The sequence below is a fragment of the Ensifer sp. NM-2 genome (genome assembly GCF_003024455.1).
Classification (GTDB): Bacteria; Pseudomonadota; Alphaproteobacteria; order Rhizobiales; family Rhizobiaceae; genus Ensifer; species Ensifer canadensis.
In genome coordinates, this window is the sequence record NZ_PVZR01000029.1 from 1 (window position 1) to 26,537 (window position 26,537).

18 protein-coding genes and 1 tRNA gene are annotated in these 26,537 nt (G+C 59.9%); 9 read left to right on the forward strand and 10 right to left on the reverse strand.

Annotated elements, in window-relative coordinates; all coding sequences use genetic code 11:
• Nucleotides 1-332 precede the first annotated feature (332 nt).
• Nucleotides 333-409, forward strand: a tRNA-Met gene (locus tag C6558_RS34055).
• A 469-nt stretch (nucleotides 410-878) separates the two neighbouring features.
• On the opposite strand, the gene C6558_RS34060 is transcribed toward C6558_RS34055, so the two are convergent.
• Complete coding sequence (locus C6558_RS34060) at nucleotides 879-1,478, reverse strand: TetR/AcrR family transcriptional regulator (RefSeq protein ID WP_107028388.1); 600 nt, start codon at nucleotides 1,476-1,478, stop codon at nucleotides 879-881.
• 284 nt (nucleotides 1,479-1,762) lie between these two features.
• On the opposite strand from C6558_RS34060, the gene C6558_RS34065 reads away from it, so the two are divergent.
• Together C6558_RS34065 and C6558_RS34070 are read left to right on the forward strand one after the other, a co-directional pair.
• Nucleotides 1,763-2,920 (forward strand): efflux RND transporter periplasmic adaptor subunit, encoded by a 1,158-nt coding sequence (locus C6558_RS34065; protein ID WP_025424975.1) that lies wholly within the window; start codon nucleotides 1,763-1,765, stop codon nucleotides 2,918-2,920.
• Complete coding sequence (locus C6558_RS34070; RefSeq protein WP_025424974.1) at nucleotides 2,917-6,015, forward strand: efflux RND transporter permease subunit; 3,099 nt, start codon at nucleotides 2,917-2,919, stop codon at nucleotides 6,013-6,015. The genes C6558_RS34065 and C6558_RS34070 overlap by 4 nt, the downstream gene beginning before the upstream one ends.
• 10 nt (nucleotides 6,016-6,025) lie before the next feature.
• Here the strand turns inward: C6558_RS34070 and C6558_RS34075 are convergent, their stop codons facing one another.
• The 3 genes from C6558_RS34075 to C6558_RS34085 are packed head-to-tail and all read right to left on the reverse strand — an operon-like array spanning nucleotide 6,026 to nucleotide 8,689.
• The gene (locus C6558_RS34075; protein WP_025424973.1) at nucleotides 6,026-6,784 is read right to left on the reverse strand and encodes an ABC transporter ATP-binding protein; all 759 of its coding nucleotides are present in this window, start codon (nucleotides 6,782-6,784) and stop codon (nucleotides 6,026-6,028) included.
• On the reverse strand, nucleotides 6,781-7,749 hold the full coding sequence (locus tag C6558_RS34080; protein ID WP_107028389.1) for an iron chelate uptake ABC transporter family permease subunit: 969 nt from the start codon (nucleotides 7,747-7,749) through the stop codon (nucleotides 6,781-6,783). Before C6558_RS34080 ends, C6558_RS34075 begins: the two co-directional genes overlap by 4 nt.
• Nucleotides 7,739-8,689: an ABC transporter permease gene (locus C6558_RS34085; protein ID WP_025424971.1), complete on the reverse strand. Its 951-nt coding sequence runs from the start codon at nucleotides 8,687-8,689 to the stop codon at nucleotides 7,739-7,741. The genes C6558_RS34080 and C6558_RS34085 overlap by 11 nt, the downstream gene beginning before the upstream one ends.
• A 388-nt stretch (nucleotides 8,690-9,077) precedes the next feature.
• Between C6558_RS34085 and C6558_RS34090 the strand changes: the two genes are divergently transcribed.
• Both C6558_RS34090 and C6558_RS34095 read left to right on the forward strand, forming a co-directional pair.
• Nucleotides 9,078-10,016: a siderophore ABC transporter substrate-binding protein gene (locus C6558_RS34090; protein WP_038575727.1), complete on the forward strand. Its 939-nt coding sequence runs from the start codon at nucleotides 9,078-9,080 to the stop codon at nucleotides 10,014-10,016.
• Nucleotides 10,017-10,112: 96 nt separating this feature from the next.
• Nucleotides 10,113-10,403 carry a DUF2218 domain-containing protein gene (locus C6558_RS34095; protein WP_025424969.1) on the forward strand — a complete coding sequence of 97 codons (291 nt, stop codon included), beginning with the start codon at nucleotides 10,113-10,115 and terminating at the stop codon, nucleotides 10,401-10,403.
• A gap of 28 nt (nucleotides 10,404-10,431) precedes the next feature.
• Here C6558_RS34095 and C6558_RS34100 read toward each other — a convergent pair whose 3' ends face one another.
• The 6 genes from C6558_RS34100 to C6558_RS34125 form a co-directional block, all read right to left on the reverse strand.
• Nucleotides 10,432-12,201, reverse strand: a complete 1,770-nt coding sequence (locus C6558_RS34100) for a GNAT family N-acetyltransferase (RefSeq protein WP_025424968.1) — start codon at nucleotides 12,199-12,201, stop codon at nucleotides 10,432-10,434.
• A 157-nt stretch (nucleotides 12,202-12,358) separates the two neighbouring features.
• A complete protein-coding gene (locus tag C6558_RS34105) occupies nucleotides 12,359-12,853 on the reverse strand; it encodes a hypothetical protein (protein ID WP_025424967.1) in 495 nt (164 codons plus the stop codon).
• Nucleotides 12,854-13,022: 169 nt separating this feature from the next.
• Entirely contained in the window at nucleotides 13,023-14,372 is a 1,350-nt protein-coding gene (locus C6558_RS34110) for an HlyD family type I secretion periplasmic adaptor subunit (protein ID WP_025424966.1), read from the reverse strand.
• A gap of 2 nt (nucleotides 14,373-14,374) precedes the next feature.
• Nucleotides 14,375-16,792 (reverse strand): type I secretion system permease/ATPase, encoded by a 2,418-nt coding sequence (locus C6558_RS34115; protein WP_025424965.1) that lies wholly within the window; start codon nucleotides 16,790-16,792, stop codon nucleotides 14,375-14,377.
• Between the two features lie 23 nt (nucleotides 16,793-16,815).
• Entirely contained in the window at nucleotides 16,816-18,978 is a 2,163-nt protein-coding gene (locus C6558_RS34120; protein WP_025424964.1) for a hypothetical protein, read from the reverse strand.
• A gap of 161 nt (nucleotides 18,979-19,139) precedes the next feature.
• Nucleotides 19,140-20,126 carry a hypothetical protein gene (locus tag C6558_RS34125; RefSeq protein WP_025424963.1) on the reverse strand — a complete coding sequence of 329 codons (987 nt, stop codon included), beginning with the start codon at nucleotides 20,124-20,126 and terminating at the stop codon, nucleotides 19,140-19,142.
• Nucleotides 20,127-21,115: 989 nt separating this feature from the next.
• Here C6558_RS34125 and C6558_RS34130 point away from each other — a divergent pair.
• The 4 genes from C6558_RS34130 (at nucleotide 21,116) to C6558_RS34145 (ending at nucleotide 26,519) form a co-directional block, all read left to right on the forward strand.
• On the forward strand, nucleotides 21,116-21,916 hold the full coding sequence (locus tag C6558_RS34130) for a response regulator transcription factor (RefSeq protein WP_025424962.1): 801 nt from the start codon (nucleotides 21,116-21,118) through the stop codon (nucleotides 21,914-21,916).
• 622 nt (nucleotides 21,917-22,538) lie between these two features.
• Nucleotides 22,539-23,579: a UDP-glucuronic acid decarboxylase family protein gene (locus tag C6558_RS34135; RefSeq protein WP_025424961.1), complete on the forward strand. Its 1,041-nt coding sequence runs from the start codon at nucleotides 22,539-22,541 to the stop codon at nucleotides 23,577-23,579.
• A 1-nt stretch (nucleotide 23,580) separates the two neighbouring features.
• Entirely contained in the window at nucleotides 23,581-24,564 is a 984-nt protein-coding gene (galE, locus tag C6558_RS34140) for a UDP-glucose 4-epimerase GalE (protein ID WP_025424960.1), read from the forward strand.
• Nucleotides 24,561-26,519, forward strand: a complete 1,959-nt coding sequence (locus C6558_RS34145; protein ID WP_063997087.1) for a glycosyltransferase family 2 protein — start codon at nucleotides 24,561-24,563, stop codon at nucleotides 26,517-26,519. The genes galE and C6558_RS34145 overlap by 4 nt, the downstream gene beginning before the upstream one ends.
• Nucleotides 26,520-26,537: the final 18 nt, after the last annotated feature.

Consider the following 26,537-nt stretch of genomic DNA (forward strand, 5'->3'; position numbering starts at 1 on the left):
GTCTTAAGACGCGGGAGAGTAGGTCGCTGCCAGGTCTGCAAAACGCAAGATAAAAAAACCGCCGCTCCCCTTCGAGGCATAGCCGAGAAGGACAAGGCAGCGGCGAAAACAAACCGAAAATCTTCTCGACACACACCTCGGCCAAGCCGAAACGCAAGGGCCGCCTACAAGCGGCCTTTTTGCTTAGGTAAAATCAGAACGTCCCTTACGCGAGACAAATCCGTCGGATTTGCTCGGCACAGACCGTAAATCCCAAAGGGATTTACCTTATCGCGATAAACCGCACAGCGGTTTACGCACCGGATAAACCGCATAGCGGTTTACCGAGATGGCGCGGGGTGGAGCAGCCCGGTAGCTCGTCAGGCTCATAACCTGAAGGCCGCAGGTTCAAATCCTGCCCCCGCAACCAAATCAAAAAAAAAGCCCGCCAGGTAAATCCGGCGGGCTTTTTGGCGTTCTGGGGCAAAGAAACAAAACCGGCTAACCGCCAAACTCGCCCAAAACAAAGTCCAGGAAAACACGGACCTTCAAGGGCAAATGAATGCGAGACGCGTAAACCGCATACACGTGCGTCAACGGCAAAGGCTCGAACCAGCATCGTCTTGGAAGAGGGCGTCGGTTCTGACGGTTTTGACGGTCGCATCAGGCGCCGTAACATGGCGAGGATCCGGCATAGAGCATTTCTAGGAAAAGTGCGAAGCGGTTTCCGTGAGGAAATGCGTAAAAACAAAGAGATAGAGCGTTTGTGCGGTTCCGTCTAAATCGGAAGCCCCCTGGGATGTCGCTCTGATGAGCCAGGATGCGACCCGGCCTTGAAGGCGTCGGCGGCCACGCACCGGCGGCCGCACAAATCAACTCACTGTAAAATCTTGCACCGCTCAGCCTGTTGGACAGAGAAAACGCGTCAGCAGCAGGTGCAGCATCGGCGCCTCTTCCAGCGGCTTAAAACCCGGATCGACGGCGATGCGCCCGAAGATGCCGCCGATGATCGCTGCAATCCAGCGTGCGCCGCCCTCGGGATCGATGGCGGCATCGATCTGTCCGCGTTCATGCGCCGCTTTGATCACAGTGGCAAGGGCGGTGCGCAGGTCAGCGTCATTCGCCGCCACCAGTTCGCCGATGCGTTCGTCGCGCGTGGCCTCGGCGGCGATCTCCAGCGCCAGGCTGGAAAAGACCGGATCGGCCGCCAGCCGCAGGACAACGTCCATAAAACCCAGAAGGGCGGCAAAAAGATCCGACGCTTCATGGAGTTCACGGAAAAACTCCGCCGTTTCTTGACGTTCGACCTCCACGATCGCGGCGATGATGGCGTGTTTGGTCGGAAAGTAATGGAAGAGATTGCCCGGGCTCATGCCTGCCTCGGCGCAGATTTCCGCAGTCGAAGTGCCGTGGAATCCCTTACGGGCAAAACAGACGATTGCGGCGTCGAGGATGACTTGCCGCCTTGCGGCATGTTTTTCCGGGTCGATCTTGCGCATCGTGCCTGCTCCCAGTGGCCATCATTCTTTAATAGACTGATCGATCTCATATGCGATGCGGGTCTTGCAGAGTCAATAGAAGCGGTCTGGTGCCAAGAGCGCCATGTTCCCGCAATGCTTGCATGCGATCGCCTTACTATTGACGTGTTCAGCTGATGGAATTAGTAGATTGACTAATCGAAGAAATAATTCCTTCTGAACGCGATAATCAGGGACCTGTCGACGCGATGCGATCCTCAAGAGGATTGGTCGACATCCATTCCCGTCAGCGAAAGCCAACCAGAATGAGACGTTCCCCAGTTCTGAGCGCAGCAATTGCCACGTTCCTGCTTGCTGCCACTGCAGGCGAGCTGCTTGCCAACGAGGCTGCCGCATCGGTGGGCGCCGATGTCGCAGCCGCAACCCGCACCGTCTCGACGCTTGTGGCCGACAGGCAGCCACAGAAATGGATGCGGTCCTTTGCCGGCATCTTCGTCGCACGCGAAGAAATCGCCGTCGGCACGACGTTGACCGAGCAGCGGATCGCCAAGGTCGAGGTCGAGGTCGGCGATCGAGTGGTCGCCGGCCAGGTTCTTGCCCGACTGGAAACCGAGATGCTGGAAAACCTCCTGCGGGAAGCCGAAGGGCGCGTCGCCCGCACCAGTGCGGCGGTTGCTCAACAGGAAGAGACCGTTCGACAGGAAGAAAAGAAGCTCGACCGTGCACGCCAACTGCGGCACCTGAAAGCCGAGACTTTCCTTGAAGAGCGTGTTTCGGCAGTGGCCATCGCGCACGAGGCGGTCAAAGTCGCCCGCGCCGAGGACGCACAGGCTCAGGCGCTCCAGGCGGAGGCGCGGCGCAAGCTCGAACGCGCCGTGATCGTCGCCCCTTCCACCGGCATCGTTTCCGAGCGCCTTGCCCGCGCCGGTGCATTGGCCGGAACGGAACCGCTGATGCGGCTGATCCGTGACGGCGAGATCGAGCTTGCCGCTGAAATACCGGAAAGCGAGCTACCCCTGCTTGCTGTCGGTCAGCAGGTGAAGGTCAAGCTTTCCGGACGCACGGACACGATCGAGGGTCATGTCCGGGTGATCAATCCGAAGATCGATAGCGAGACACGACTTGGCACGGCCAAGATTGCGCTCATGACCGACAAGCCGCCCTATGCCGGAACGTTCGGCCGCGCGGAAATCGTTGTTGCGGAACGTCCGGCCATCATGGTCGACGATTCCGCGCTGCTTTACGGCACGCCGGACGGAATGCCCTCAGTGTTCATTGTCGAGGACGGCAAGGTCAAGCGCAAGACCGTCCAGGCCGGGATGCGCCAGAACGGCAAGGTGGAGATCGTGTCGGGGCTAAATACCGGCGAACGCGTTGTTGCCAAGGCCGGCGTCTCTCTTCGTGAGGGTGAGGCCGTTGCCACCAAAGACATTGAACCCGCTCAGGCAGGCGCGCAGAAATGACCAGCAATATATCCGCCTGGGCGATCCGAAAGCCCGTACCGACGCTCGTCCTGTTCGTTGTTCTGACCCTTGTCGGCATCGCCTCGTTCCTGCGTCTGCCCGTCAACGCCAATCCGAGCGTGTCGTTTCCCGTCGTCACCGTGACAATCACCCAGCCGAGCGCCCAGCCGGCGGAAATGGAGACGCAGGTCACGCGGCGCGTCGAGGGGGTGGCCGCCGGCTTGGTCGGCGTCAACCACATTCGCTCGACGGTTACCAACGGTGTCTCGACAACGACGGTCGAGTTCAAGATCGGCACGGACCCTGACCGTGCCGCCAACGACGTGCGCGAAGCGGTCGCCCAGATCCGCTCCGATCTGCCGCAGTCGATCCAGGAACCGGTGGTCTCGCGCCTCGACGTTGATGGCAGCGCCATCATCTACTACACCGTGCGCGCACCCAACATGTCCGCGGTCGAGCTGTCGTGGTTCGTGGACGATACCTTGAACAGCGAGCTTCTGACGCTTCCGGGCGTCCAGAAGGTTCAGCGTCTCGGTGGCGTCAGCCGCGAAGTTCGCGTTTCCTTGGATCCGGAGCGCCTGCTGGCGCTTGGCGTGACGGCCGACCAGGTCAACACCGCGATGCGCGAGCTCAATACCAATGTCCCGAGCGGGCGTGGCGAGATCGGCGGGCGCGAGCAGTCGATCCGAACGATTGGCAGCGCCACCTCCGTCGAGGAGCTTTCGCGCCTGTCGATACCGATTTCGGGCGGCCGTTGGGTCCAGCTTTCGGATGTGGCGAAAATCGAGGACACCTCGTCCGAACCACGCAATTTTGCCCGGCTCGACGGCGAGCCGGTCGTCAGCTTCTCGGTGTCGCGCAGCAAGGGCGCGAGCGACACGGTGGTTGCCGATCGCGTTGCCACGCGGCTTGTGGAAATCCAGGCGCGTACACCCGGCGTCGAGATCAAGGAGTTGATCTCGCTGGTCGAGTACACCAAGGACAGCTACGACGCGGCGGTGACGGCGCTGCTCGAAGGGGCGGCGCTGACCGTCGTGGTCGTGTTCGCGTTCCTGCGCAATTGGCGGGCAACACTGATCTCGGCGCTGGCCATGCCGCTATCGATCCTGCCGACCTTCATGGTCATGGATCTGCTCGGCTTCACCTTGAACAGCATCAGTCTGCTGGCGCTGACGCTCGTCATCGGCATTCTGGTCGATGACGCCATCGTCGAGATCGAGAATATCGAGCGGCATGTGGACATGGGCAAACGGCCGTTCCTTGCCGCGATCGATGCCGCTGATGCGATCGGGCTGGCGATCGTGGCGACGACGCTGACGATCGTGGCGGTGTTTGCGCCCGTCAGCTTCATCGGCGGCGCCGTCGGACAATATTTCAAGCAGTTCGGCCTGACGGTCGCCATCGCTGTCCTGTTCTCGCTGGCGGCCGCCCGCCTGCTGACGCCGCTGATGGCGGCCTATCTGCTTCGTCCGAAGGCGGGGCATGGCCATGAGGTCAAGCGCTCGCGCATCGCCGATACCTATGTCCGGATGCTCGGCTGGACGCTCGATCATCGCAAGACGGCGCTTTCCATCGTTGCCCTGATCTTCGTCGGTTCGATCGCGCTCCTGACCATGTTGCCGACCGGCTTCATACCGGGGAGCGACAGCAACCTCTCGACCTTGAAGGTCACTCTGCCGCCGGGCACGCGGCTCGAGGAAACGGCGCGTGTTTCGGATGAGCTGACGCGCAAGATCAAAGCGCGGCCGGAGGTCGACAGCGCGCTTGCGACTGCCGACAGCCTCAACCGGGTCGACCTGCTGATCAAGCTTCGTCCGCGCAAGGAGCGTGCGCTCGGCCGCAAGGCGTTCGAGCTTTCTTTGCGGCCGCTGCTTGCGGAGACGCCGGATATCCAGGCGACCTTTGCGTCCGACCAGGGCGCCAAGGATCTGTCGATCTATCTGACCAGTGATGACGCGGAGGCATTGACCCAGGCCGTGCGCCAGCTCGAAAACGAGATGCGGGCGATGCCGGGCCTTGTCAACGTCCAGTCGACCGAGCCCTTGCTGTCGCCTGAGCTGTTGGTGAAGCCTCGCCTCGACGAGGCTGCCCGGCTTGGCGTCTCGGTAACGTCGATCGGCACGGTCGCGCGCATTGCCACGATGGGCGATAGCGAAAGCAATTCGGCACGGTTCAATCTCGGCAACCGGCAGGTGCCAATCCGGGTGATGCTCGACGAAACCGCGCGGGCGGATTTCGACACGTTGCGAAATTTGCGCGTCGGCACCAACTCCGGCAAGCTGGTGCCGCTGACATCGGTGGCTGACATTTCCTTTGGCGCGGAGGAGGGCAGCGTCGAACGCCTCAACCGCAAACGCCTGATGGCGGTGGAGGCCAATCTGAACGGCATCACGCTTGGCACGGCATTCGAGGCAGTTTCAGCCCTGCCGGCCATGACCAAGATGCCGGCGGGGGTTTCGCAGGCCAGTTACGGCGAAGCCGAATACATGTCGGAAATGTTTCGCAATTTCGCGCTTGCTCTGCTTGCCGGCATCCTGATGGTCACCGCGGTGCTCGTGCTCCTATTCAAGGACTTCCTGCAGCCGATCACCATCCTGATTGCCCTGCCGTTGTCGATCGGCGGCGCTGCGCTGGCACTCATCCTGTTTGGGGCGGCGCTCGATCTGTCCTCGACCATCGGTATCCTGATGCTGATGGGCATCGTCTGCAAGAACTCGATCCTGCTGGTCGACCATGCGATCGTCTGCCGCAAGGAAGGGGCGGACCGGCGAACGGCCTTGCTGACGGCGGGCACGACCCGTGCACGGCCGATCATCATGACGACGATCGCCATGGTCGCCGGCATGGTGCCGGCGGCGATCGGCGTTGGTGCGGATGCAGCCTTCCGCGCGCCGATGGCGATCGCCGTGATCGGCGGCTTGATCACATCGACGATGCTGAGCCTCGTCTTCGTGCCGGTGATGTTCACGGTGATGGATGATGTCAGCGTTCGCCTGGGGCGCCGGCTGAAGCGGCTGTCATCGGTAACAGATGAGGACAAGATCGCTGATGCCGCGCGCAAAGGCCGCCCGCTCGCATCTGGCTCTTCCCATTGAGCCGACCGGCCTATTCGAAATAGTTGACGAGCCGCGTTTCGCCGACGGCGTGAACGCGGCAGTCGACGTCGAAGATCGCCTGCAGGCGCGACGGCTCGATCATCTCCTTCGGTGCGCCCTCGAAGGCGAGCTTGCCGTCGCGCATGGCGACGATGCGATCCGAATAGGCGGAGGCGAAGTTGATGTCGTGCAGCACGACGACAACGGTCTTGGCGAAATCGTCGGCCAGGCGCCGCAGCAGCTTCATCGTCTCGACGGCATGTTTCATGTCGAGATTGTTGAGCGGCTCGTCGAACAGCATGTAATCGGTATCCTGGCAGAGCACCATGGCGATGAAGGCGCGCTGGCGCTGGCCGCCCGATAGCTCGTCGAGGAACCGGTGTTCCAGGAAGTGCAGGCCAACATAGGCGATCGAGCGCTCGATATGCTCGACGTCAACCGCCGTCAGGCGACCCTTCGAATAGGGATAGCGGCCGAAGGCGACGAGATCGCGCACACTGAGGCGCGCGGTGATGTGGTTGTCCTGGCGCATGATCGACAGGCGCCGGGCGAGCACGTCGCCGGCGGTCCTGCTGACATCGAGCCCGTCGACCAGAACCTGTCCCTCATCCATTGGTATCAGCCGGCTGACGATCGACAGCAGCGTCGATTTGCCGGCGCCGTTCGGGCCGATGATCGAAGTGAGGCCGCCGGCCGGCAAGGTCATCGAGACCCGGTCGACGACCGCATTGCTGCCATAGGATTTGGTCACGTCGCGGATTTCGATCATCGGGCGGAGCCTCGAACAAGCAGGAAGATGAAGACAAGACCACCGACAAATTCGATGACGATGCTGAGCGCGGTGTTGAAAGCGAACAGCCGCTCCAGGATCACCTGGCCGCCGACGAGCGTGACGATGGCCAGGCACACGGCAATCGGCAGCACGAAGCGATGGCTGGCCGTCGGGGTGATCTGCCAGGCGAGGCTGGCGACCAGAAGACCGAAGAACGTCACCGGGCCGACAAGCGCGGTGGAGACGGAAACGAGAACGGCGATGAGCACGAGCAGGATGGTAAGGGTGCGGTGATGGTCGACACCGAGCCCGATGGCGCTTTCGCGGCCGAGTGACAGCACGTCGAAGGTTGGGAACAGCCGCCAGAGAACGAAGGTAACTGCTGCGACGGCGACGGCGGAAATGCCGAGAAGGTCGGCGTTGACCGTGTTGAAGCTGGCAAACAGCCGGTCCTGTAGCACCACGAATTCGTTGGGATCGAGGATCCGCTGCAGGAAGGACGAAAGGCTGCGAAACAGCCCGCCGAGGATGATGCCGACCAGCATCAGGAGATGCAGGCTGCGGGTGCCTCCGGAAAACAGCGCCCGGAACAGGAGTACGGAAAAACCGACCATCGCCGCGGCTTCGATGATGAACTGAAACCGCGGGTCGACGGCGGTGGCGCCGGCGGCTCCGAGGAAGAACACCATGACCGTCTGCAGCAGCGGATACATCGCATCGAAGCCGATGATCGATGGCGTCAGGATGCGGTTGCCGGAGATCGTCTGGAACAGGATGGTCGAGACGGCGATCGCATAGGCGACGAGAACCATGCCCGCAAGTTTGGTGCCGCGGAAGGAGAGGATGAAGGCCCAGCTTCCCCTGGCACCGAGTGTCATGAAGGCCAGCATCGACAGGAGCGCGAGCATAGCTGTGACGAGCAGCATGCCGGAGGGTGAAACCCTTTTAATGTCAGCCTGCATGGGCGCGCCTCGAAAGCAGCAGATAGAGGAAGACGACGCTGCCGACGACGCCCATGACCGTTCCGACCGGGATCTCGTAGGGCGCAATCACGATGCGGCCGACGATGTCGCAGGCGAGCACCAGCCCGGCCCCGGTTGCGGCGATCAACGGCAGGGTGCGCCTGAGATTGTCGCCGACCAAGAGGCTGATGATGTTCGGCACAATCAGTCCGAGGAACGGCACCATGCCGACGGTGGCAACGACCGTGGCCGTCACCATCGAAACGATGCCAAGGCCGAGCGTCACCACCTTGTTGAAGTCGAGGCCGACATTGCGGGCGATCTCCTCGCCCATGCCGATGACGGTAAAACGGGCAGCGGTGACATAGGCGATCAACGTCAGAACAAGTGCGATCCACAGCAACTCGTAACGACCGCGCAGTACGCCGGAGAAATCGCCTGACATCCACGCCCCCATCGACTGCATCATGTCGTAGCGATAGGCAACGAAGGTGGTGACGGCGCTGATGACGCCGCCGAGCATGATGCCGACCAGTGGCACCATCAGCGCCGAGCGCAACGGGATCTGGCGCAGGATTTTTAGAAACAACGCCGTACCGGCGAGCGCGGTGAGCGCCGCGACGCCCATCTTGGCGGCGACCGGCAGAGTGGGCGCAAAGATCATCGTCAGCAGCATGCCAAGGGCGGCGGATTCGGCGGTGCCTGCGGTCGATGGTTCGACGAAGCGGTTGCGGGCGAGCATCTGCATGATGGTGCCGGCGACGGCGAGACCGGTTCCGGCGAGCATCAGTGCGAGTGTGCGCGGCACCCGGCTTTCGACGATTAACAGCCAGCCCCGACCATCGCTCTCAAGTCCTGAAGCGAGGCTGCCGACGCCGGTCATGACGCTGATGACGGCAAGCACAAAGATGACGGGAACGGCAATCAGAAGTGGTTTCATCGATCGGTCTTTAGGCGCGCCGGCGTTTTGGTGATTGGCTCTTCTTTGTCGACTTGTTGCCGTTCATTCTTCCGTCGCCTCCAAGCAGCTTGGGACAGGTTTTGTTTGCGTCTTTCCCGGCACCGCTAAAAGCTTGCCCCGCCCAGCGCCGGATTGGAGCTGAGCTTCATTCATATATATGACATGGCTAGTCAAGTTTCGTCGCATCCGCTGCGGCAGTTCGCTCGACGTCGCCGATGCCAGCGCAGGCTGGCCTGTGGATCGGTCCAGGACATTTTTGGTGGCGCTCGCACACGTTCATGGGCCGCGGTTTGGCGCACGGCATTTGCAAGGACGGCAAACGGCCTTGTTGCCCTCTTTGGAAAATCGCGCTAGGACGATCGAAAAGATGAGGGAAAAAGTCATGAATATATCTCTGTTTTCTAATGGTCTTCGTAGTGTTGCAGTCGCTGCCGTCCTGGCTCTGGCGCCTGCCGCAAGCGCTGAAACGTTGAAGATCGAGCACAGCAGCGGTACGACGGATGTCGAAAAGAATCCGAAGACCGTGCTGGTTTATGACTTCGGAATGCTGGAAACGCTAGACATGCTCGGCATTCCCGTGGCGGGCGTTCCCGGCTCTGCGATCCCGCCGTCACTCGAAAAATACAAGTCCGACACCTATCCGAAGATCGGCACGCTGTTCGAGCCCGACTACGAGGCGGTCAATGCCGCCGAACCGGATTTGATCATCGTCGGTGGTCGTTCGCAGTCGAAATATGCCGAGCTTGCCAAGCTCGCGCCGACCATCGACCTCACCTCCGACGACAAGGATCTGATCGGCAGCGTCAAGAAGAACGCCGCTATTCTCGGCCTCATCTTCGGCAAGGAAGCGGAGATCAAGGCAGCTTCGGAGAAACTCGACGCCTCGATCGAAAAGCTGCAGGGTGTTGCCAAGGGTGCCGGCACCGGCCTCGTGCTGCTGACGACCGGCGGCAAGATCAGCGCCTATGGCAAGGGTTCGCGGTTCGGCGAAATCCACGACATCTTCGGTGTGGAACCGGCTGATCCGAAGCTGCAGGTCGCGACGCATGGCCAGGCCGTTTCCTACGAATATATCCTCGAGACCAATCCGGACTGGATCTTCGTCGTCGACCGCGACGCGGCGATCGGCCAGGAAGGCCAGCCGGCCGCAGCGCTGCTCGACAACGAGCTGGTGCGCCAGACCAAGGCCTGGAAGAACGAGCGGGTCGTCTATCTCGATTCCGCCAAGCTCTACCTGACGAGTTCGGGCCTGAAGTCCGAGCAGGATATCGTCGATCAGCTCACCGAAGCACTGAGCAAGAAGTAGGCTTGAGGTTCCGATAAGGGCGGTAGGAGCAATCATGGCGCCTTTTCTCTTTCATTGGCCTGCCCACCGACCCCATGCAGTGTGGAGAAGAACATGTTGAAAGCCACGAGCGGTATTACCACCGCGCGCGCGTCGCAATACCTGCAGCAGCTGTCCAAGCATTTCGCCCACAAGACGACGGTCGAATATACCGAGACGGATTCTGTGGCGACGATAGGGGCGAGCACCGCGCGCATGACGGCGCGCGGCGATCAGCTATCTTTCGTCGCGGAATCACCGGATGCCGAGGCGCTGGCGGAATGTAAGGACGTCATCGAACGCCACATCATCCGCTTCGCATTTCGCGAGGAGCTGACGTCGCTCGACTGGTCCGACACCGCCGAGTGAGCGGTCGGCCACCTCGCAATCGATATATTTAATGCTTGATCCGTGAACCTGTTTCGCCCGGCCTGTTCGATCGCGACTGCAGGTGCGCCGATATGCCTGATGGCAGGGACGGCTGAAGCAGGGGTGGCGCGGTCGGCAGGCGCACGGATGCATCAAGCGCTCGTTTCGGCGACACCAACACTCTCTGCGGCGGCGGGATCGATACCGGCGTTTGCTCCGGTTCGGGAACCTCGTCCTGCTGCGGCGTTTGCAGGGCTGCCTTCAGACGTATGACGGCTTCCTGCGCCTTGAGCTTGCAGCGCACATGATCCGGATCGTCGGAAAGGATATCCTCGAAGCTGCTGAAGATGCTGAGGGCCTCTTCGCCTCGGCCCGTCGCGCAGAGGGCGACGCCGAGCTTGTAGCGCACGAGGCTTACGAGCGGATGGCGGGCCAGCAGGGCCTCGAAGGTCTCGGCCGCTTCAGCGTAGTGCCCTTGCGCCATCTGGCTGTCGCCGAGCCGATGCTGGATCTTGCCAGCGCCCGGCATCGTTGCAAGCAGGCTTCTGTAAAGATATTCGGCCTCGTCGTGCTCGCCCTTGTCGTCGAAAAGCTGGGCGAGGCCGTAGCGAGCCCGGGTGTGTGTCGGCACGGTGTGGATGACCTGCCGGTAGCCGGGTTCCGCCTTGTCCAGTCGCCCCTGGCTGTGCAGTTCCACCGCGCGCTCGTAGACATGTTCGATGCTGCGCGGGTTGAGGCAGTTGCGCAGATTGCGGCCTGATCGCGTTTTGACACGCATGCTGCGAATGCGGCGCTCTTCAACCCCGAAGGAATATTTGTAGGCTTCGTTGCCGCGCAGGAAATCGTAGACCCGATATCCCCAGGCGATCGCATTGCGAATGGCAAAGCCGTGCAGCAGAAGCCCCGGGGAAGGGGTCGTCCACGTCTCGTCGCGGCCGGTGATGTAGAACAGGACGGTCTTCTTCTGCCGGTCGAGCAGATTGGCAAGCACGCCGAGCGGCTGGTCCTGATACCACAGAACGGGAACATCGAGCGCGCCCTGGTTAAAGGCGTCCAGCAGCATCTCACGTGTGAACGTGATTAGCCGATCGACCTTGCTGCCTTTGCGCTCTGCCCATTTGATGCGCCACAGCCGGAACAGCGTGTCGAGGTCTCTTTCGATCGTGTCTTTTGTCGCGTGGGTAATGCGGTAATCGGGTGATGCCTCGACCATCCGCATGAAGCGACGCAGCTTCTGCCGCGTCTGGGCGCTCATATGCGTGGCGAGATAGTCCTCCCAGCTTTCGGGCAGGTTCACATAGGGGCAGATCGTATTGTCGATATTGTCGGGATTGCTGCGCTCGTTGCTGGTCTGGACGAACTGGTCTTCGGGAAAGGCGCCGAGCAGACGATCGAGCCGCGAAGAGGCCGTAGAGAAATAATCGAACGTGAGGGTCGTCCAGTTCTCCTTGCCGATGTGGGCAGAAAAGGTATCGGCCGCAGCATCCTCCAGGCCGGGCCGGCACAGGAAGCCGGTATAGTCGGCGCCATAGTTGCCGGCCATCCGGATCTCGTCGCAGAAAAGCTTGGTCGTGTCGTCCTGGTAGGTCGACACTTTCAATGGCAGGAAGGCGCAATACCGCCCATCGTCTTCCTGCTTGAGGGCAAGAATGAACCAGCGGTGTCGGTGCGACAGATATTTCTGCAGCCACTCCCAGGAAAGAAATAGATGAGCTTCCGGGTCTTCTAGGTAGATCAGATCCCAATCTTCGCGAACTTTCTCAAAATATTCTAAAGTATCAATAATATCTATTTTCATAACGCCCTCTTACGCAACTGAGAAGTATTTTTAGTTTAGCGTATTTCAAGCCAGAATTTCTTCGAAACAACTTTAGCTTATAGTCAATATTTAGCCATTATATACCAAGGATATTATCCGAATGCAGGATGTCGCCTGCCGGCTGTGGCAATCTCGTCTAGATCGAACGCTCGTCGAAGTTCGGCCGTGAGCGAATGAAGGCCCAGAGGCTCTTGCTGATTTCGGTGATCTCCTGGATGGCGGCTTCGAGCCGCTCCAGTTCCCGGGCGTCCAGTTGCTCGACCTTGCCGTAGCGAATGTCCTTGTCGCCCTCGACCAGGCGCATCAGCTGTGTACTGGAGATCTCGCCCTGCTCGTCGAAGGAATAGATGCAGTGATTGTATTTGTTGCGCATCTTCGACTGCTGTTTCAGCCGGTCCATGATCGAAAGAACGCTGTCGCGCGTGTCGACCGGCGTGACCGGCAGCTTGGCCAGGCGCTCGGTCAGATCGATGCGGGCGCGCGTCGTGTTCAAGGTCAGAAAGACCACGATCGCCCGCTCCTTGTCGACATTCAACAGGTGGGCGATGATATAGATCAGCAGGCTTTCGGTATTGGTCCAGACATAGTTGAGGCGGCCGACAAGCAGAAGCACCTCGTGTATCGCTGCCATCGAACGTCTCCTCTGTGCGCCATCGATGACGCGCTGCCATTGCCGGCGCAAACCATTTTGACGGAAATGACCGAGCCTTCAAGGCGTTGGCAGATTGCTGGTGAAACAGCGAAAGCTGCCGCCCCATTCTGCTTAGCCCCTTCGTCATCCCCACCCCCCGTACTTCGCCTCAGGTTTCCTTGAAGGCGCGTGACATGCTGTCGGTGATCGGCTTTGTCAGATACTCGAAGAACGTGCGCTCCGACGTCGTGATCAACACTTCCGCCGGCATGCCCGGCACCGGATGGAAGCCGTGGATGCGGTGGATCTCGCTGACGGGAACCTCGACGCGGACGATATAGACATCGCGCTGCTGGCCGCCGCTCACTTCTTCAACCGAGTCCGCCGAGACGTAGAAGACCTTGCCGCTCAGCACCGGAGTCGTGCGGCGGTTGAGCGCCGAGAGACGGATGGTCGCATCCTCGCCCACCCGCAACTGATCGATCGAGGTTCGCAGCACCTGCGCTTCGATGATCAGCGGCACATTGGCCGGCAGGATTTCCATGATCGGCTTGCCGGTCGCGATCACCCCTCCGGCGGTATGGAAATAGCTGCGCACCACTGTGCCGTCGACGGGCGAACGGATGGTGGCGCGGCCGAGAACTTCGCTTGCCTCGCGCAACTGCTCGCGCACGCCATCGAGATCGGCTTCTGCGGCCTCAAGCCCATCGAGCGCCGCCTGCTTGTTGGCGTTGACGGCAATGACCGCCTCCTGGCGATAGCGGTCGATCTGCGACAGGCTCTCCTTGACCTCGGCGTCGAGCCTGCCGATCTCGCCCATCGCATCGGCCGCGGCGCGGTCGAGCGCCATCAGTTCGGATTTCTTGGTCAGTCCACCTTGGACAAGCTTGCTCTTGGCGTCCCGCTCCTCGTTGAGGATATCCAGCTGCTTGTTGAACGATTCCTGCTGGCGCTGGTAGCCCTGGGCTCGGAACTCCAGCGACCTGATGTTCTGGTCGATGAGGTTCAGCTGGTCGTCGAGCTTGATCTTCTTGCTGTGAAAATTGACGTTCTGGCTCTCGATGATCGCGTGGATATCCGGATCGCTGGCCTCGTTCTTGACGATGTCGGGGATCTTGAATGTATCGCTGCCCATGGCTTCGGCACGCAGCCGTGCGACCACCGCCTCGAGACGCAGGCGTTTGAGGTTGAGGGCGCGCTCGTTGGCGCGCGACGGCGTCTGGTCGAGCTTGACCAGGATATCGCCGGTCTTGACCTTGTCGCCTTCGGCCACCAGCATCTGCTCGATGATGCCGCCTTCGAGGTGCTGAATGATCTTGTTGTTGCCGTTGGCGACGAAACTGCCCTGGGCGATAATTGCCGCTGCCAGAGGGGCTGCGAAGGCCCAGTAGCCGAAGCCGCCGAATGAAGCGACGATCAACGCGAGGCCGACCATGCTGTGCAGCTTGATCGATCGCGGCACCTCCGAGTACCACTCGACGGCATGTTCTTCGGCGGCATTCTTCTTCTCGCGGCTCATGGTCATTCTCCGGCGATACGGGGTGCGGACTTTTCGTCCTTCGGCTTGGCGCCGATGGCTGCAAGCACGTCATTGCGCGCACCGAACATGGCAACGGTTCCCTCGTTCAGAAGCATGATCTTGTCGACGCATTGCAGCAAGGAGGGACGCTGGGTGATGGTCACGGTGGTGATGCCCTGCTTCTTGGCATGCACCAGTGCGCGGGCAAGCGCTGCCTCACCATTGGTGTCGAGATTGGAATTGGGCTCGTCCAGCACCACGAATTTTGGGTTGCCGAAGAAGGCGCGTGCCAGCGCAATGCGTTGCTTCTGGCCCCCCGAGAGCGGCGCACCGTCCGCAGCGACGATCGTCTCGTAGCCCTGCGGGAACGACGCGATCAACTCGTGCACGTCGGCGAGTACGGCCGCTTCGAAGATCGCGCTGTCTTCGACATCGTCGCGCATGCGCGAGATGTTGGCCTTGATCGTGCCGGGAAACAGCTGCACGTCCTGCGGCAGATAGCCGATGCTTTCGCCGAACTGCCGCTGGTCCCAGTTTCTCAAATCCATGAGATCGAGGCGGACATTGCCTGAGGTCGGCACGATCGAACCGACGAGCATCTTGCCGAGCGTCGTCTTGCCGGAGCCGGAATTACCGATAACCGCAAGCGACTCCCCCTTGTTGAGCGAGAAGGAGATGCCGTTGAGGATCACGCGCTTCTGCGGCGGCGGCACGAAGAGGATGCGTTCAACATCGAGCCGGCCCTCCGGGTTCGGCAGTCGCAGGCGCGGAAAGTTCAAGGGCGAGTTGACCAGCAACTGCTTGATCCGGCCATAGGCGGCACGTGAATGATTGAGCTGGTTCCAACCCTCGATTGCCCCTTCGACCGGCGCAAGCGCCCGCCCCGAGATGATCGAGGCAGCAATGACCATGCCGCCGGTGAGGTGCCCGTCCATCGACAGATGCGCGCCCCAGCCAAGCAGGGCGACCTGGGTGAACATGCGCACCGCCTTTGATGCCCCGGTAAAGATGATGCTGCGGTCCTGGGCATAGACTTGCGATTTCAGCGAACCGGCAGTCTCGCGGCCCCACATCTTTACTGCTTCCGGGATCATCGCCAGTGCGTTGATGATCTGTGAGTTGCGCGACATCGAATCCAGGTGGAAATTGGCGCGGCTGAGGAAGGCGTTGGCCTCGCTGAAGGGCTGCGACGTCGCCTTCTGATTGAGATACGCGATCACGAACAGCACCACGCAGCACATGATGACGATCAACCCGAGCTGCGGCTGGATCATATAGACGACCACCACGAAGAACGGCATCAGCGGCGCGTCGAGGAACGAGATCAGGGTGCCGGAGACGATGAAGGAGCGCAGTTGCTGGAGGTCGCTCAACACCTGATAGTCGCGACCGTTGCCGTGCAGTGACGCTCTCGCGGCCGCACTCAAGATAGGCGCGCCGAGCTGGACCTCCATTTCGACGGCAGTGCGCATCAGGATGAAGCGGCGGATGGAATCGAGGATGACCTGCAGGACGATGGCACCGAGCACGGCGATCGTCAGCATCACCAGCGTATCCTGCGAGCGGCTGGTCAGCACCCGATCGGAGATCTGGAAGAGGTAGATCGGAATGGCAAGGACCAGAACGTTGATCGCGATGGTAAACGCGATGACGATCATCATGTTGCGGCGGACGACGGCCATACCGTTGCGCAGGCTGGCGGCAAAATTGACCGGTCCCATGCGCTTGTGGAAGGTGTGCTTGTCGCCACCACCACCACCGCCGCCATCGGTCGGGGCGCCGCCGCCGTCGCGGACGGCCGGACGGCGGTCATTCTCTTTCAGCGGGCCTGGATCGTTGTCGATCGTCTGCGGGAGAGCGCGACCCGGTCGGCCCTTCAATTCATCGGCCGGGTCGCTGTCGTTGCCACGACGATGTGCTTGCTGCTGCGCAGTCGAGCTGTTTTCCGGCAGTTCCGCCGGCGCCGCCTTTGCGATCGGCATCTCGGCGATTGCCGCGACGACCGGCGCTGCCTGACGCTCAACTTCCTCCAGCGGTGCGCTTTCGCGGTCTTGCCACCGGGCGCCGTCGCGCCTTGGGCCGAAGTGATAACTGGCCTGCTTCTTCTCGGTATGGCGGATGGGGTTTGCCATCGAGCGGGCGAGGGCGAGAAACTCTGCGTCGGAATCGTCTTGGTCGCGGGGGGCGGGGGCATCGGCGAGTTTCGCGGGTTCCGACATCGCTTTCGGTGCCGGCGCGTGCCCTTTCCGTGTCGTGCGGATATCCAGGCCGACCTTTCGCAGGCCTTCAACGGCCTCGTTGATCGCGGCGATGCATCGGTTGGTCAACGCTGCTTCGAGTTCGTCGACGACCTCCGGAGCCGGCTCTTCCCGTGCAGGCGCCTTGCTGCCGCTGCCACGCCACTTAGAAAGATCGTTCATGCCTTCCCCCGTTCGTGTTCTTGTTAGGTCAGCACCGTGTGCATGACGTCGTTCCATTGGCCGTTGGACCAGGACAAGTCATTGCCGGCGTCGATCACTGTTTCGGTCGGATGTGACGGTGCGTCGTCGTCGCCGATGAAGGCGATGACTTCGTTGGCGAGCCGGTCGCCCTTGGGCGTCACGTCATGGGTATCGGTGTCGTGGTCGACAAGGCCGGCCTGGATCAGGATCGCATCGGAATAGACCTGGCCGCCGACATAGGTCGTGTGGCCGAAACTGTCGTAGTCGATGATCTGAGCGCTGTTGACGACGGCGTTTGCACCAGTGTGGATGGTAATGTCAGCATCCGGATTGTCGCTGAGGATCTTGCTGGCGACGTAACTGACGGAATCGGCGTCGCCGAGAATGCTGATCTGCTTGATGACATTGACGTCATACAGGTTGCCGGTGATGTAAAGAATGTTCAGGCCTTCATAGCCCTGGAAATTGAGGTCATGCGAAAAGCCTGAGGGCAGTTCGTCAATGCGGTCGTTGATGTTGTCGACGGCCTTCTGGATATAGTCCGGGATCGCTTCGAAGCGGTCATTCGCGCCGATGTTCTGGATCGACGCCTGGTTCCAGATCAGGTTGCCGCTCTCGTTTACGGTCATGCCGTTGCCGGCGGCAATGCCACTGATGTGGTCGTTGTCGTAGAAGACGGCGACCTGGGTGATCATGTTGAGGTCCAGGACCTTGCCGCCGACGATCACCAGGTCGTACTGGTCGCCCAAACCGAGGAAGGAAGCGAGGTTGACCGCCACGTTGCCACCGGTCAGGGCCGTTGTCTGGACGCCGGTGGTGGTCACGGTCACCGTGTCGTTGTCGTTTACGAAGTTGTACTGCTCGACCCAATGGACGAAGGAAACGTCGCCCTCCACCATGCTGACGCGCCAGGCGTTCGGGAAGATCGACGATTGAGCCGTATCGCCGTCCTGCTCGGAAGACGATGAATGATAGGCATCACGGCCGAAATTGGCGATGTTCATCGCAACCGTGCGTGACGTAGATTCGGCCGAGTTTTCACTCAGAACCCTATCCAGCCTGTCACTGTCGGCATAGGCGTAGGATTGCGAGATGATGTCGATCTGATGGTATCCGCCCATCACCGCCGTTACGGGGGCGATGACGCCGGTCTCGACGATGCTGACGATATTGGCGACGATGTTGGCGCCGGCTTCGACGTAAACGGAATTGCCGCTCTTGTCGTCTTCCTCCTGCAGCGGGCCGTCGGTGCCTTCCGGATCGGCAACCGGTTGCGCCAGTCCACGATCAGGCATGAAGTCCGCAAGAACCGGGGCTTCGTCGACGCGGCAGCCGTTGACGTAGACGCCCTCGATGCTGTCGGCGGCCAAGGCGAAATTGCCGTTGTCATCCCTTGGCAATTCGTCCGGAGAGACGGTCGTGGGAAGGTCGATTTCGTCGTCGAGCGGATCCGTAGTGGCGGGTTGCTCGGTGAGTACAATGGTTGTGCCAGCATCGGCGCCTGCGTTGAGGGCGGGCTCGCTGCTTGAGGCTGGCGGTTCCGGCAGTCGGTTTGCCGCGGCGTAGTCCGACAGATCGTCGGCGATTTTCGAGAGACCTTCAAAGGTGTCGACGCGGGTGTAGTGCGCGAATGGAGTGGCTTCGGCTGCCTCGGCGCTGAATTCGGCAAGTTTGTAGCTGACGTAGGTCGTGTCGCGCGGGGCGACCTCGGAATCCGTCATGTTCAGGGCGTCGTCGTCGCGCACCATATTGGCCTGGACCACATGGGCGATGACCGAGCCGGGGCCGTCGTGGACAATCAACTTGTCTTCGACAGGTGCCCCGTCGGGTTGGCCGAGGTTGGCGAACAGCTTCACCGGTACGGTATTGCCGTATTGGGCGACAGCATCGGCAAAATGATCGCCGAAGCCGCGGATCCGGCCGAACAGGTCCACATCGGCAATGTCATGGGAGGGCGCTCGATAAAGCACTTCAGGATCATAGTCGACCAGCTGGTATGAGGATGTAAAGTCGGACGGCTTTGCTTCGCCGTCTTCGAGCTGCTGCGCAACTTCCTTCAGATCACCGCCTTCGAGCTGCTTCTGCCTCAGCCGTGCTTCATCGGTATCGGCTTCGAACAGGCCGATGAAATGTGCAATGATTTCATTCACTCTTTCCGTATGCATTGTCCCGATCCTTCCCTTTTTTCCGCATCAAAGGGAGACTTCGGTGGGCCTAGACAGGAATGCCCCGGTAAAAAAGAAACGAACCGATCCGAAATCAAATCTGCGCGACTGCACCGGCCGCGCGGGGGGCCGGTGCAGTCTTCTCTTGTGAAACGGATCGATCAGCTGTCGGTGTCGTGACCGACATCCGTAGTTTGCGAATTGCCACCGATGACGCTGGAGTCGACGGTGTTGCTGACAAGGTTCGCGCCCTGGACGATTTCCTGATGGAAGCCGGAATTTGCCAGGATCGCCGACGAGTCGGAGGTCGTGCTGCCGTTGATGCCGTCACCGGCCTTGAGGTCCCAATCCGACTTGGTGTCGAAGTTCAGACCATCGCCGCCATCCGAGTGCCCGCCGTCGGCGCGCAGGTCGTTGTTGGCGTCCGAGTTGTTCATCCTGACGTCGTAGGCCTGGTCCTGATCGGCAAGGTTGTTGGCCTGTACCACGCTGAAACCGGTATCGTTGCCGGCGCCTTCGAGCGAGTTGTTGAGGATGTGGTCGACGTTCAGATTAAACGAGAAGTCGTCGCCGAGATTGAAGGTGAGGTCCCCACCGGCGATGCCGAGATTGTCGAAGTCCTTGACGTCCTTCAGCGTTGCAAAGTCGTCGTCCGATTTGGTGATGATGTCGTTGTCGGATGACGAGTAGTTGTTGCGATTGTCGCCGTTGTCGTTGGCTTCCGTCTTGATGTCGGTATCGATGTCTGTCTTGGTGGTAACCTTGCTGTCATAATCCCATTCATAGGAATTGTCGCGGTTGTCACCGTTGGCCTTCTGGTCGATATCTGTTTCGACCCTGCTGTTGTCCTTGTAATCGTAGTCGTAATTGTAGTCGGTCGAGCTGTCGGAGTAGTTGTTGCGGTTGTCGCCGTTTTCATTGGCCTCGGTCTTGATGTCGGTGTCGACATCCGTCTTGATGTGGGTGTCGTTGTCCTGCGAACTGTCGCTGTAGTTATTGCGGTCATTGCCGTTGGCGATGCCAACGTTGCTCGTTGACCCGTCGTCAACGTTCAGATCATTGGCAGCACTGGTTGCCAGTCCATCGGCGAGAGCGCCGACTTTCAGATCATCATCGGCCTTGATGCTATCGTCGAGAAGTGCGGACATGTGGTTCTCCTCCTGAGAAGGAGCCAGCACCGAAACCCCTACATCTTTATGAGGTTTTTATCCGGAGCTGGCTCTTTTTTGAATTTCAGATGATGCTCCCGCGGGATATTCATCTGTGGGGTCTCAATATATTTCAATGTTGTTTTAAGTATCGAATTGCGGCAGGTTAGTTCCTGCACTCAATCATTACGTGTGATTATGTCTTTGGTTTAATACTGATTTACGCTTCACTACGCTTACACATTCACACGGGCCGCGAGCCAGAACGCACACACAGGTACCGGGCTCGGATCACACGAAACTCAAGTGCGATGAGAGGAGTGTGGCTCTGAATACGACGGGACGATAGACATCAATTGGAGCTAGCATGCCATTTTTGGGCGAATTATCGGCGTTTTTTCGGGATGTTTTGGGGTTTTAGGGATCGCAAGGGTTTGTTAATCTTTGCAAAAATCGACCTGGCGCAACCTCTGGTGCTCGCGGGCAAGTTGCGCTTTAGAGCGCAGAGAGGTCTTGTCAGCCATCACGGGGAGTGCAATGCTCACCCCGAGAGATAGCTCCTAGGAAGTATTATTAGGTATATGCCTAAGGTTCTCTCTGGAGAGAAGCTATTTCTGGTGGCGAGAGCCGGCGCACGGACGGTGTGCGGCCGACGCTGCGGATGGAAATGGATGATATGGATGGCTGAGTAGCCTAGGCTGAAAGCCCATTCAGACGCTTCGGATACGATCTTGTTATACTTTTGGTTAAGAATTAGCCCAAAGATGGTTCTAATTAGAACGATTTAAGGGGCTTTCTGGAGGGCATCTAATCCTTTTGGGTTGTTTCACCCCTCCTACCTTTACGATACATTAGCTAGTGCGAATTTTCCGTCTGTGGAGAGGGTTCGCGCTATCCACTGGTCACGAATCAATTTGCTGAGATGGGCGTAACTCCGAGTCAGGCTGGCGCACCCATAAGAATAAATGGGAAAACCCGAGGAGGGCGTAATGCATCCTGAAGGCCATAACGTGGGCGATTTTGAAGATAACAACAAGGCTTTGTCGCAAAAGAAAAAGATTGTCATGCTTGCCAAGATCGACCTGTTTGCCGAGTGCTTGATGCAGGCGGTCGGCTCCCGGTTTTCTGGACATGACGTCGTTAGTCTTTCCGACCCCGACAATTTGCTCGACGGCAATCTCGTCGATGTTTCTTTGATCATGCTATACCGCATGTCTGCCAAGACATTTCCGACAATCCTGCGGACCATTCACGAGTTCCATCCCAAGGCCTCGATCGGACTGGTGGTGGACAATGCCGAAGAACTCGATCCGTCGATCGCCGGTTTTGTTGAAGAGCGGTTGATCCATGGTGTCCTTCCTCTCAACCTGCACCTTGATGTCTGCCTTGCGGCGATCGATCTGCTGATGAAGGGGGGCGAGCATTTCCCGGCTGCACTGTTGCGGCGGCTGTCGGTAGACCCCTTTAACTCGGCCAAGCTCTATGGTCGGCAGGCGGAAGCGTCCGATGCTGCTGTCTATGCGAATGCCGGAAAGCGGCGGCGGGAGGCAAGTCTGGGTGGGTTAACAACCCGCGAAGTGCAGATTCTCGATTTGATCTGCATGGGAACCCAGAACAAGATTATCGCCGATCGCCTTGGGTTGTCGGAAAACACCGTGAAGGTTCACGTCCGCAACATCTACAAGAAGATGAATGTGCGAAACCGGACGGAAGCAGCATCGCGCTATTTTACCACCGATGCGGATTCCGAGCACGCGGCGGGACCGTTTTCTTCGCGCTGGAAGAACTGACGCCGTGAGACGTCGGGGATGATGCTTCCGTTGCTCATCGCCAATTGGCGACTTTGAGGGACGGTTTGCGTTGGGCGCGGTTTAACCCAAGTACTCTCACGTCGTCTGTGATGTTTGTTGCGGTGGCCCAGGCGGGCATCGCATGCTTTGTCGTGGCGGCGAGTATCGCGTGTCGCAGACAGAGGTGCGAGGAAGCGTGGCCGTATGGCGTAGATCCGATATGTCGTTGATGCCGGATGGTTGAGTAATTATTCTTCAGTTATGTAGTTATACGAAGATATTTCGATGGATGTAATTATATCTTCTCGCTATCTGTTTATAATTTGTGATGTCTGCTGATTTTTTGTTCAAATTAGGTACATGTTTTGTGATTGTAACTTTATTGTGTATGGCATCATATATTGTTATTTTAGTTCCGTGTTGACTATGTATTAATTATTTGCTAATCATCTAACATAATAAATTACTGAAGAAGGATTCGTGGTCCTTCTGGATATTATTTTTATATTGTCGGGTCGTGTTTTGAATTCTTGATAAAGAATATTTCCTTATTGTAGCTTTCAGTCACGTCTCGTCTCCAATCACCAGGTGCAATGGTGTGTATAATAATTGGAGGTGTGTAATGCGTCAGGTCGGTCGTGGTCAGCTGCCGGTTGTCGGCGGGCAGGATTTTCTGAAGAAGGTAGCAGGCATACCCAAGCGAATACTGGTGACCGGAGGCGGCGGATTTCTCGGGTCTCATCTTTGCGAAAGACTTCTTTGTCTGGGGCACAGCGTTGTCTGCCTCGACAACTTCTCGACCGGTCGGCGAGAAAACCTCTCTCATCTCAGCGAGACAAGCCGCTTCCAGATCGTCGAGCACGACGTCCGCAAACCTTTCCTTTTTGACGTGGACGTCATCTTCAACTTTGCTTCACCGGCATCTCCGCCGGACTATCAGGCCGACCCGGTGGGAACGTTGATGACCAACGTGCTCGGCGCCATGAATGCGCTGGAAAACGCCCGCGCCACCGGGGCCACGGTCGTGCAATCCTCCACATCGGAGGTCTACGGCGATCCGCTGCACAGCCCGCAGCGCGAAAGCTACTTCGGCAACGTCAACCCGATCGGGCCGCGCGCCTGCTATGATGAGGGCAAGCGATCGGCCGAGACATTGTTCTTCGACTATCACCGCACCTACGGAGTAAAGACGAAGGTCGCGCGGATCTTCAACACCTATGGGCCGCGGATGCGCCCCGACGATGGACGCGTCATCTCGAATTTCGTGGTGCAGGCGCTGCTCGGCAAGGACCTCACAATCTATGGCGATGGCCATCAGACGCGGTCGTTCTGCTATGTCGACGATCTCATCGAGGGCTTCATACGGTTATCGATCTCGGATGACGGCTGCATCGGCCCGATCAACCTTGGAAACCCAGGCGAGTTCACGGTTCTCGAACTTGCCGAGATGATCCGCACGATGACCGGCTCACGCTCGCGCATCGTGCACCGTGCGGCAGCCGTCGACGATCCGCGTCAGCGCCGGCCGGATATTTCCCAGGCCATGGCGGAGCTCGGCTGGGAGCCCAAGGTCGCGCTACGCGAAGGGCTTCAACGCGCCATTGCCTATTTCGATCGCCGCCTGGGCGCGTCAGATCTCGCCGTGGCGGGAGAGGCGGTATGATATGTCGCGCGTCGTTCTTGTCACCGGCGGAGCCGGCTTCATAGGCAGCCATACCTGCAAACGCCTCGATGAGGCCGGCTTCCTGCCTGTTGTCTACGACAATCTGTCGACGGGGCACCGGACCAATGTCCGCTGGGGACCATTGGTCGAAGGAGGGCTCGAAGACACGGATCGGATCGTCGAGGCTATACGGACCTTCAAACCCGAATGCCTGATCCACTTCGCGGCCTCCGCCTACGTCGGAGAATCGGTCGAGGATCCCGGAAAGTATTATCGCAACAATGTCGCCGGCAGCGTTTCGCTGCTCGAGGCCTGCCGTCAAGCGGGGCTGGCGCGCGTCGTCTTTTCCAGCACCTGCGCGACCTATGGCGTGCCGCCGCGTTTGCCGATCACCGAGGACACGATCCAGCTTCCGGTCAATCCTTACGGTCGCACGAAGCTGATGATCGAATTGATGCTCGGCGACTATGCCCGGGCCTACGGGTTCCGGTCGGTTGCATTGCGTTATTTCAATGCCGCCGGCGCCGATCCCGATGGGCAGCTGACCGAGCGGCACGATCCCGAGACCCACCTGATCCCGCGGGCATTGATGGCCGCAGCCGGCCGCCTCGATAGGCTCGATGTCTTCGGCGACGACTACGATACGCCCGACGGCACCTGCATCCGCGACTACATTCACGTCATGGACCTGGCCGAGGCGCATGTTGCCGCCGTTGACTACCTGCGCAACGGCGGCGAGCCGCTCAAGGCCAATCTCGGTTCGGGCCACGGCACATCGGTCCGGCAGGTGATCGACGCCATCCATCAGGTGACCCGCAGACGGGTTCCCGTGCAGCTTCTGGCGCGTCGCGCCGGCGACCCGCCGGTGCTGTATGCCGACACCACCTGGGCACGCCGGACGCTCGGCTTCCGGCCGTCGCTGTCCAATATCGAAACCATCATCCGAACGGCTGCCCCCGGTTTCGGGCTGGAGGTACGGTCATGACAGGCAAGATGTCATTCGCCCCATCCGCCAGGTCCGCTGCCTTGACGGCGGCGCCGGCCGGCGATGCTTCGGCGATGCTCGTGGCGCTTTTTTCGACACGCATGCGGATTGCGAACGGCTTCGGCATCGCAGCCTGGATTGTCGCATTCCTGTTCTTCTGGGCGTGGTGGCTTGATCCCGCCCATGTCACCCATTGGCCATCCTACGTCATGATTACGATCGTGGTCGGCTGGATCACACTACTGCCTGCCTATTTCATCTTCATCTTCGCAGGCGCCAAGGTCGCGGGAAAGAACGGCCGGGCCGTCCCGAACGGCCGGATCGCCATGGTCGTGACCAAGGCGCCGTCAGAACCTTTCACTGTTGTCCGCAAGACGCTGCTGGCAATGCTCGATCAGATCGGCTGCGATTACGACGTATGGCTGGCGGACGAGGATCCGTCGCCTGAGACGATCGATTGGTGCGCGCGGCAGGGTGTGCTCGTTTCGACGCGCAAGGGGGTTGCTGACTACCACCGCGCCACCTGGCCGCGGCGCACCCGCTGCAAGGAGGGAAACCTCGCCTATTTCTACGATCATTATGGCTATGAACGCTATGATTTCGTCGCCCAGTTCGATGCCGATCACGTGCCGGAGCCGACCTATCTCGTCGAGGTGCTGCGCCCGTTCAACGACCCGAAGGTCGGCTACGTCTCGGCGCCAAGCATCTGCGATGCCAATGCGGCGCGCAGCTGGTCGGCGCGCGGTCGCCTTCACGCCGAAGCGAGCCTGCACGGCTCGTTGCAGGCGGGCTACAACAACGGCTGGGCGCCGCTTTGCATCGGCTCGCATTATGCCGTTCGCACCAAGGCGCTGAGAGAGGTCGGCGGTCTCGGGCCAGAGCTTGCCGAAGATCATTCGACCACGCTCCTGATGAACGCCGGCGGCTGGAAGGGCGTGCATGCCCTGCATGCGATCGCCCATGGGGATGGGCCCGCGACCTTTGCCGATCTCGTTATCCAGGAATTCCAGTGGTCGCGCAGCCTGGTAACGATCCTGCTCAAATATTCGCCGGTCTATGTGCCCAGGCTGCCGATGCGGCTGAAGTTCCAGTTCGTCTTCTCGCAGCTCTGGTACCCGCTGTTTTCCCTGTTCATGGCGTTGATGTTCGTCATGCCGATCATGGCGCTGGTCATGGGGCGGAGCTTCGTCGCCGCCACCTATCCCGACTTCCTGCTGCACTTCGCGCCGCTGTCGCTGGTTCTGATCGGGCTTGCCTATTTCTGGCGCTCGACCGGCACGTTCCGTCCTTTTGATGCGCGGGTTCTCAGCTGGGAAGGCATGCTGTTTCTCTTTGCCCGCTGGCCTTGGTCGCTGCTCGGCTGCGCCGCGGCTGTGCGCGATCACGTCAGCGGCTCCTTTGTCGATTTCCGCATCACGCCCAAGGGCGCAGGACCGGCAGCCCCCCTGCCGCTGCGCGTCATGATGCCCTACCTCCTGCTATCGCTCGGCTCAGCGCTTGCGCTTTGGCTCGTCTCCGACGCCGGCACGGCGCGCGGCTTCTACATCTTTACCGGCATCAATGCCCTTGTTTACGCCGGGCTGGCTGCCACCATCCACGCCCAGCATGCGCGGGAGAACCGCCTTGCCCTCGTTCCCCGTACGGCCATGACGGCGCTGACCGCTGGCTGTCTCGTGGTCATTTCGGTGCTGTCGGGACAGTCGGCCATCCGCCATGGCGCGGAGGCCACCGAGGCGCTCTCGCAGGGACTCGGTTTCGTCGGGCTCACCGAAGCGAAGTTTTCGGTCGCCGGTGCCGGGCAGGGTGGATCGGACCTCAGGGTCGTTCGTTTTCGCCTGAAATGGAAAGGGTTTTCGTCGTCCGCGACAGACGGGCTGCGGAAAGGCTCCGGCTTGCCGGAGGTGCGTGAGACGAGGGTGACAGGCAAGGTCGGGCGGCTTCAGGCATCGCTGTAGCGCAGCGTGCCGCAGGCC

Bases quoted from the DNA above. Each gene is read 5' to 3' on its own strand.
- C6558_RS34060 (WP_107028388.1), bottom strand. From the start codon at position 1,478: ATGCGCAAGATCGACCCGGAAAAACATGCCGCAAGGCGGCAAGTCATC.
- C6558_RS34065 (WP_025424975.1), top strand. From the start codon at position 1,763: ATGAGACGTTCCCCAGTTCTGAGCGCAGCAATTGCCACGTTCCTGCTT.
- C6558_RS34070 (WP_025424974.1), top strand. From the start codon at position 2,917: ATGACCAGCAATATATCCGCCTGGGCGATCCGAAAGCCCGTACCGACG.
- C6558_RS34075 (WP_025424973.1), bottom strand. From the start codon at position 6,784: ATGATCGAAATCCGCGACGTGACCAAATCCTATGGCAGCAATGCGGTC.
- C6558_RS34080 (WP_107028389.1), bottom strand. From the start codon at position 7,749: ATGCAGGCTGACATTAAAAGGGTTTCACCCTCCGGCATGCTGCTCGTC.
- C6558_RS34085 (WP_025424971.1), bottom strand. From the start codon at position 8,689: ATGAAACCACTTCTGATTGCCGTTCCCGTCATCTTTGTGCTTGCCGTC.
- C6558_RS34090 (WP_038575727.1), top strand. From the start codon at position 9,078: ATGAGGGAAAAAGTCATGAATATATCTCTGTTTTCTAATGGTCTTCGT.
- C6558_RS34100 (WP_025424968.1), bottom strand. From the start codon at position 12,201: ATGAAAATAGATATTATTGATACTTTAGAATATTTTGAGAAAGTTCGC.
- C6558_RS34105 (WP_025424967.1), bottom strand. From the start codon at position 12,853: ATGGCAGCGATACACGAGGTGCTTCTGCTTGTCGGCCGCCTCAACTAT.
- C6558_RS34110 (WP_025424966.1), bottom strand. From the start codon at position 14,372: ATGAGCCGCGAGAAGAAGAATGCCGCCGAAGAACATGCCGTCGAGTGG.
- C6558_RS34115 (WP_025424965.1), bottom strand. From the start codon at position 16,792: ATGAACGATCTTTCTAAGTGGCGTGGCAGCGGCAGCAAGGCGCCTGCA.
- C6558_RS34120 (WP_025424964.1), bottom strand. From the start codon at position 18,978: ATGCATACGGAAAGAGTGAATGAAATCATTGCACATTTCATCGGCCTG.
- C6558_RS34125 (WP_025424963.1), bottom strand. From the start codon at position 20,126: ATGTCCGCACTTCTCGACGATAGCATCAAGGCCGATGATGATCTGAAA.
- C6558_RS34130 (WP_025424962.1), top strand. From the start codon at position 21,116: ATGCATCCTGAAGGCCATAACGTGGGCGATTTTGAAGATAACAACAAG.
- C6558_RS34135 (WP_025424961.1), top strand. From the start codon at position 22,539: ATGCGTCAGGTCGGTCGTGGTCAGCTGCCGGTTGTCGGCGGGCAGGAT.
- galE (WP_025424960.1), top strand. From the start codon at position 23,581: ATGTCGCGCGTCGTTCTTGTCACCGGCGGAGCCGGCTTCATAGGCAGC.
- C6558_RS34145 (WP_063997087.1), top strand. From the start codon at position 24,561: ATGACAGGCAAGATGTCATTCGCCCCATCCGCCAGGTCCGCTGCCTTG.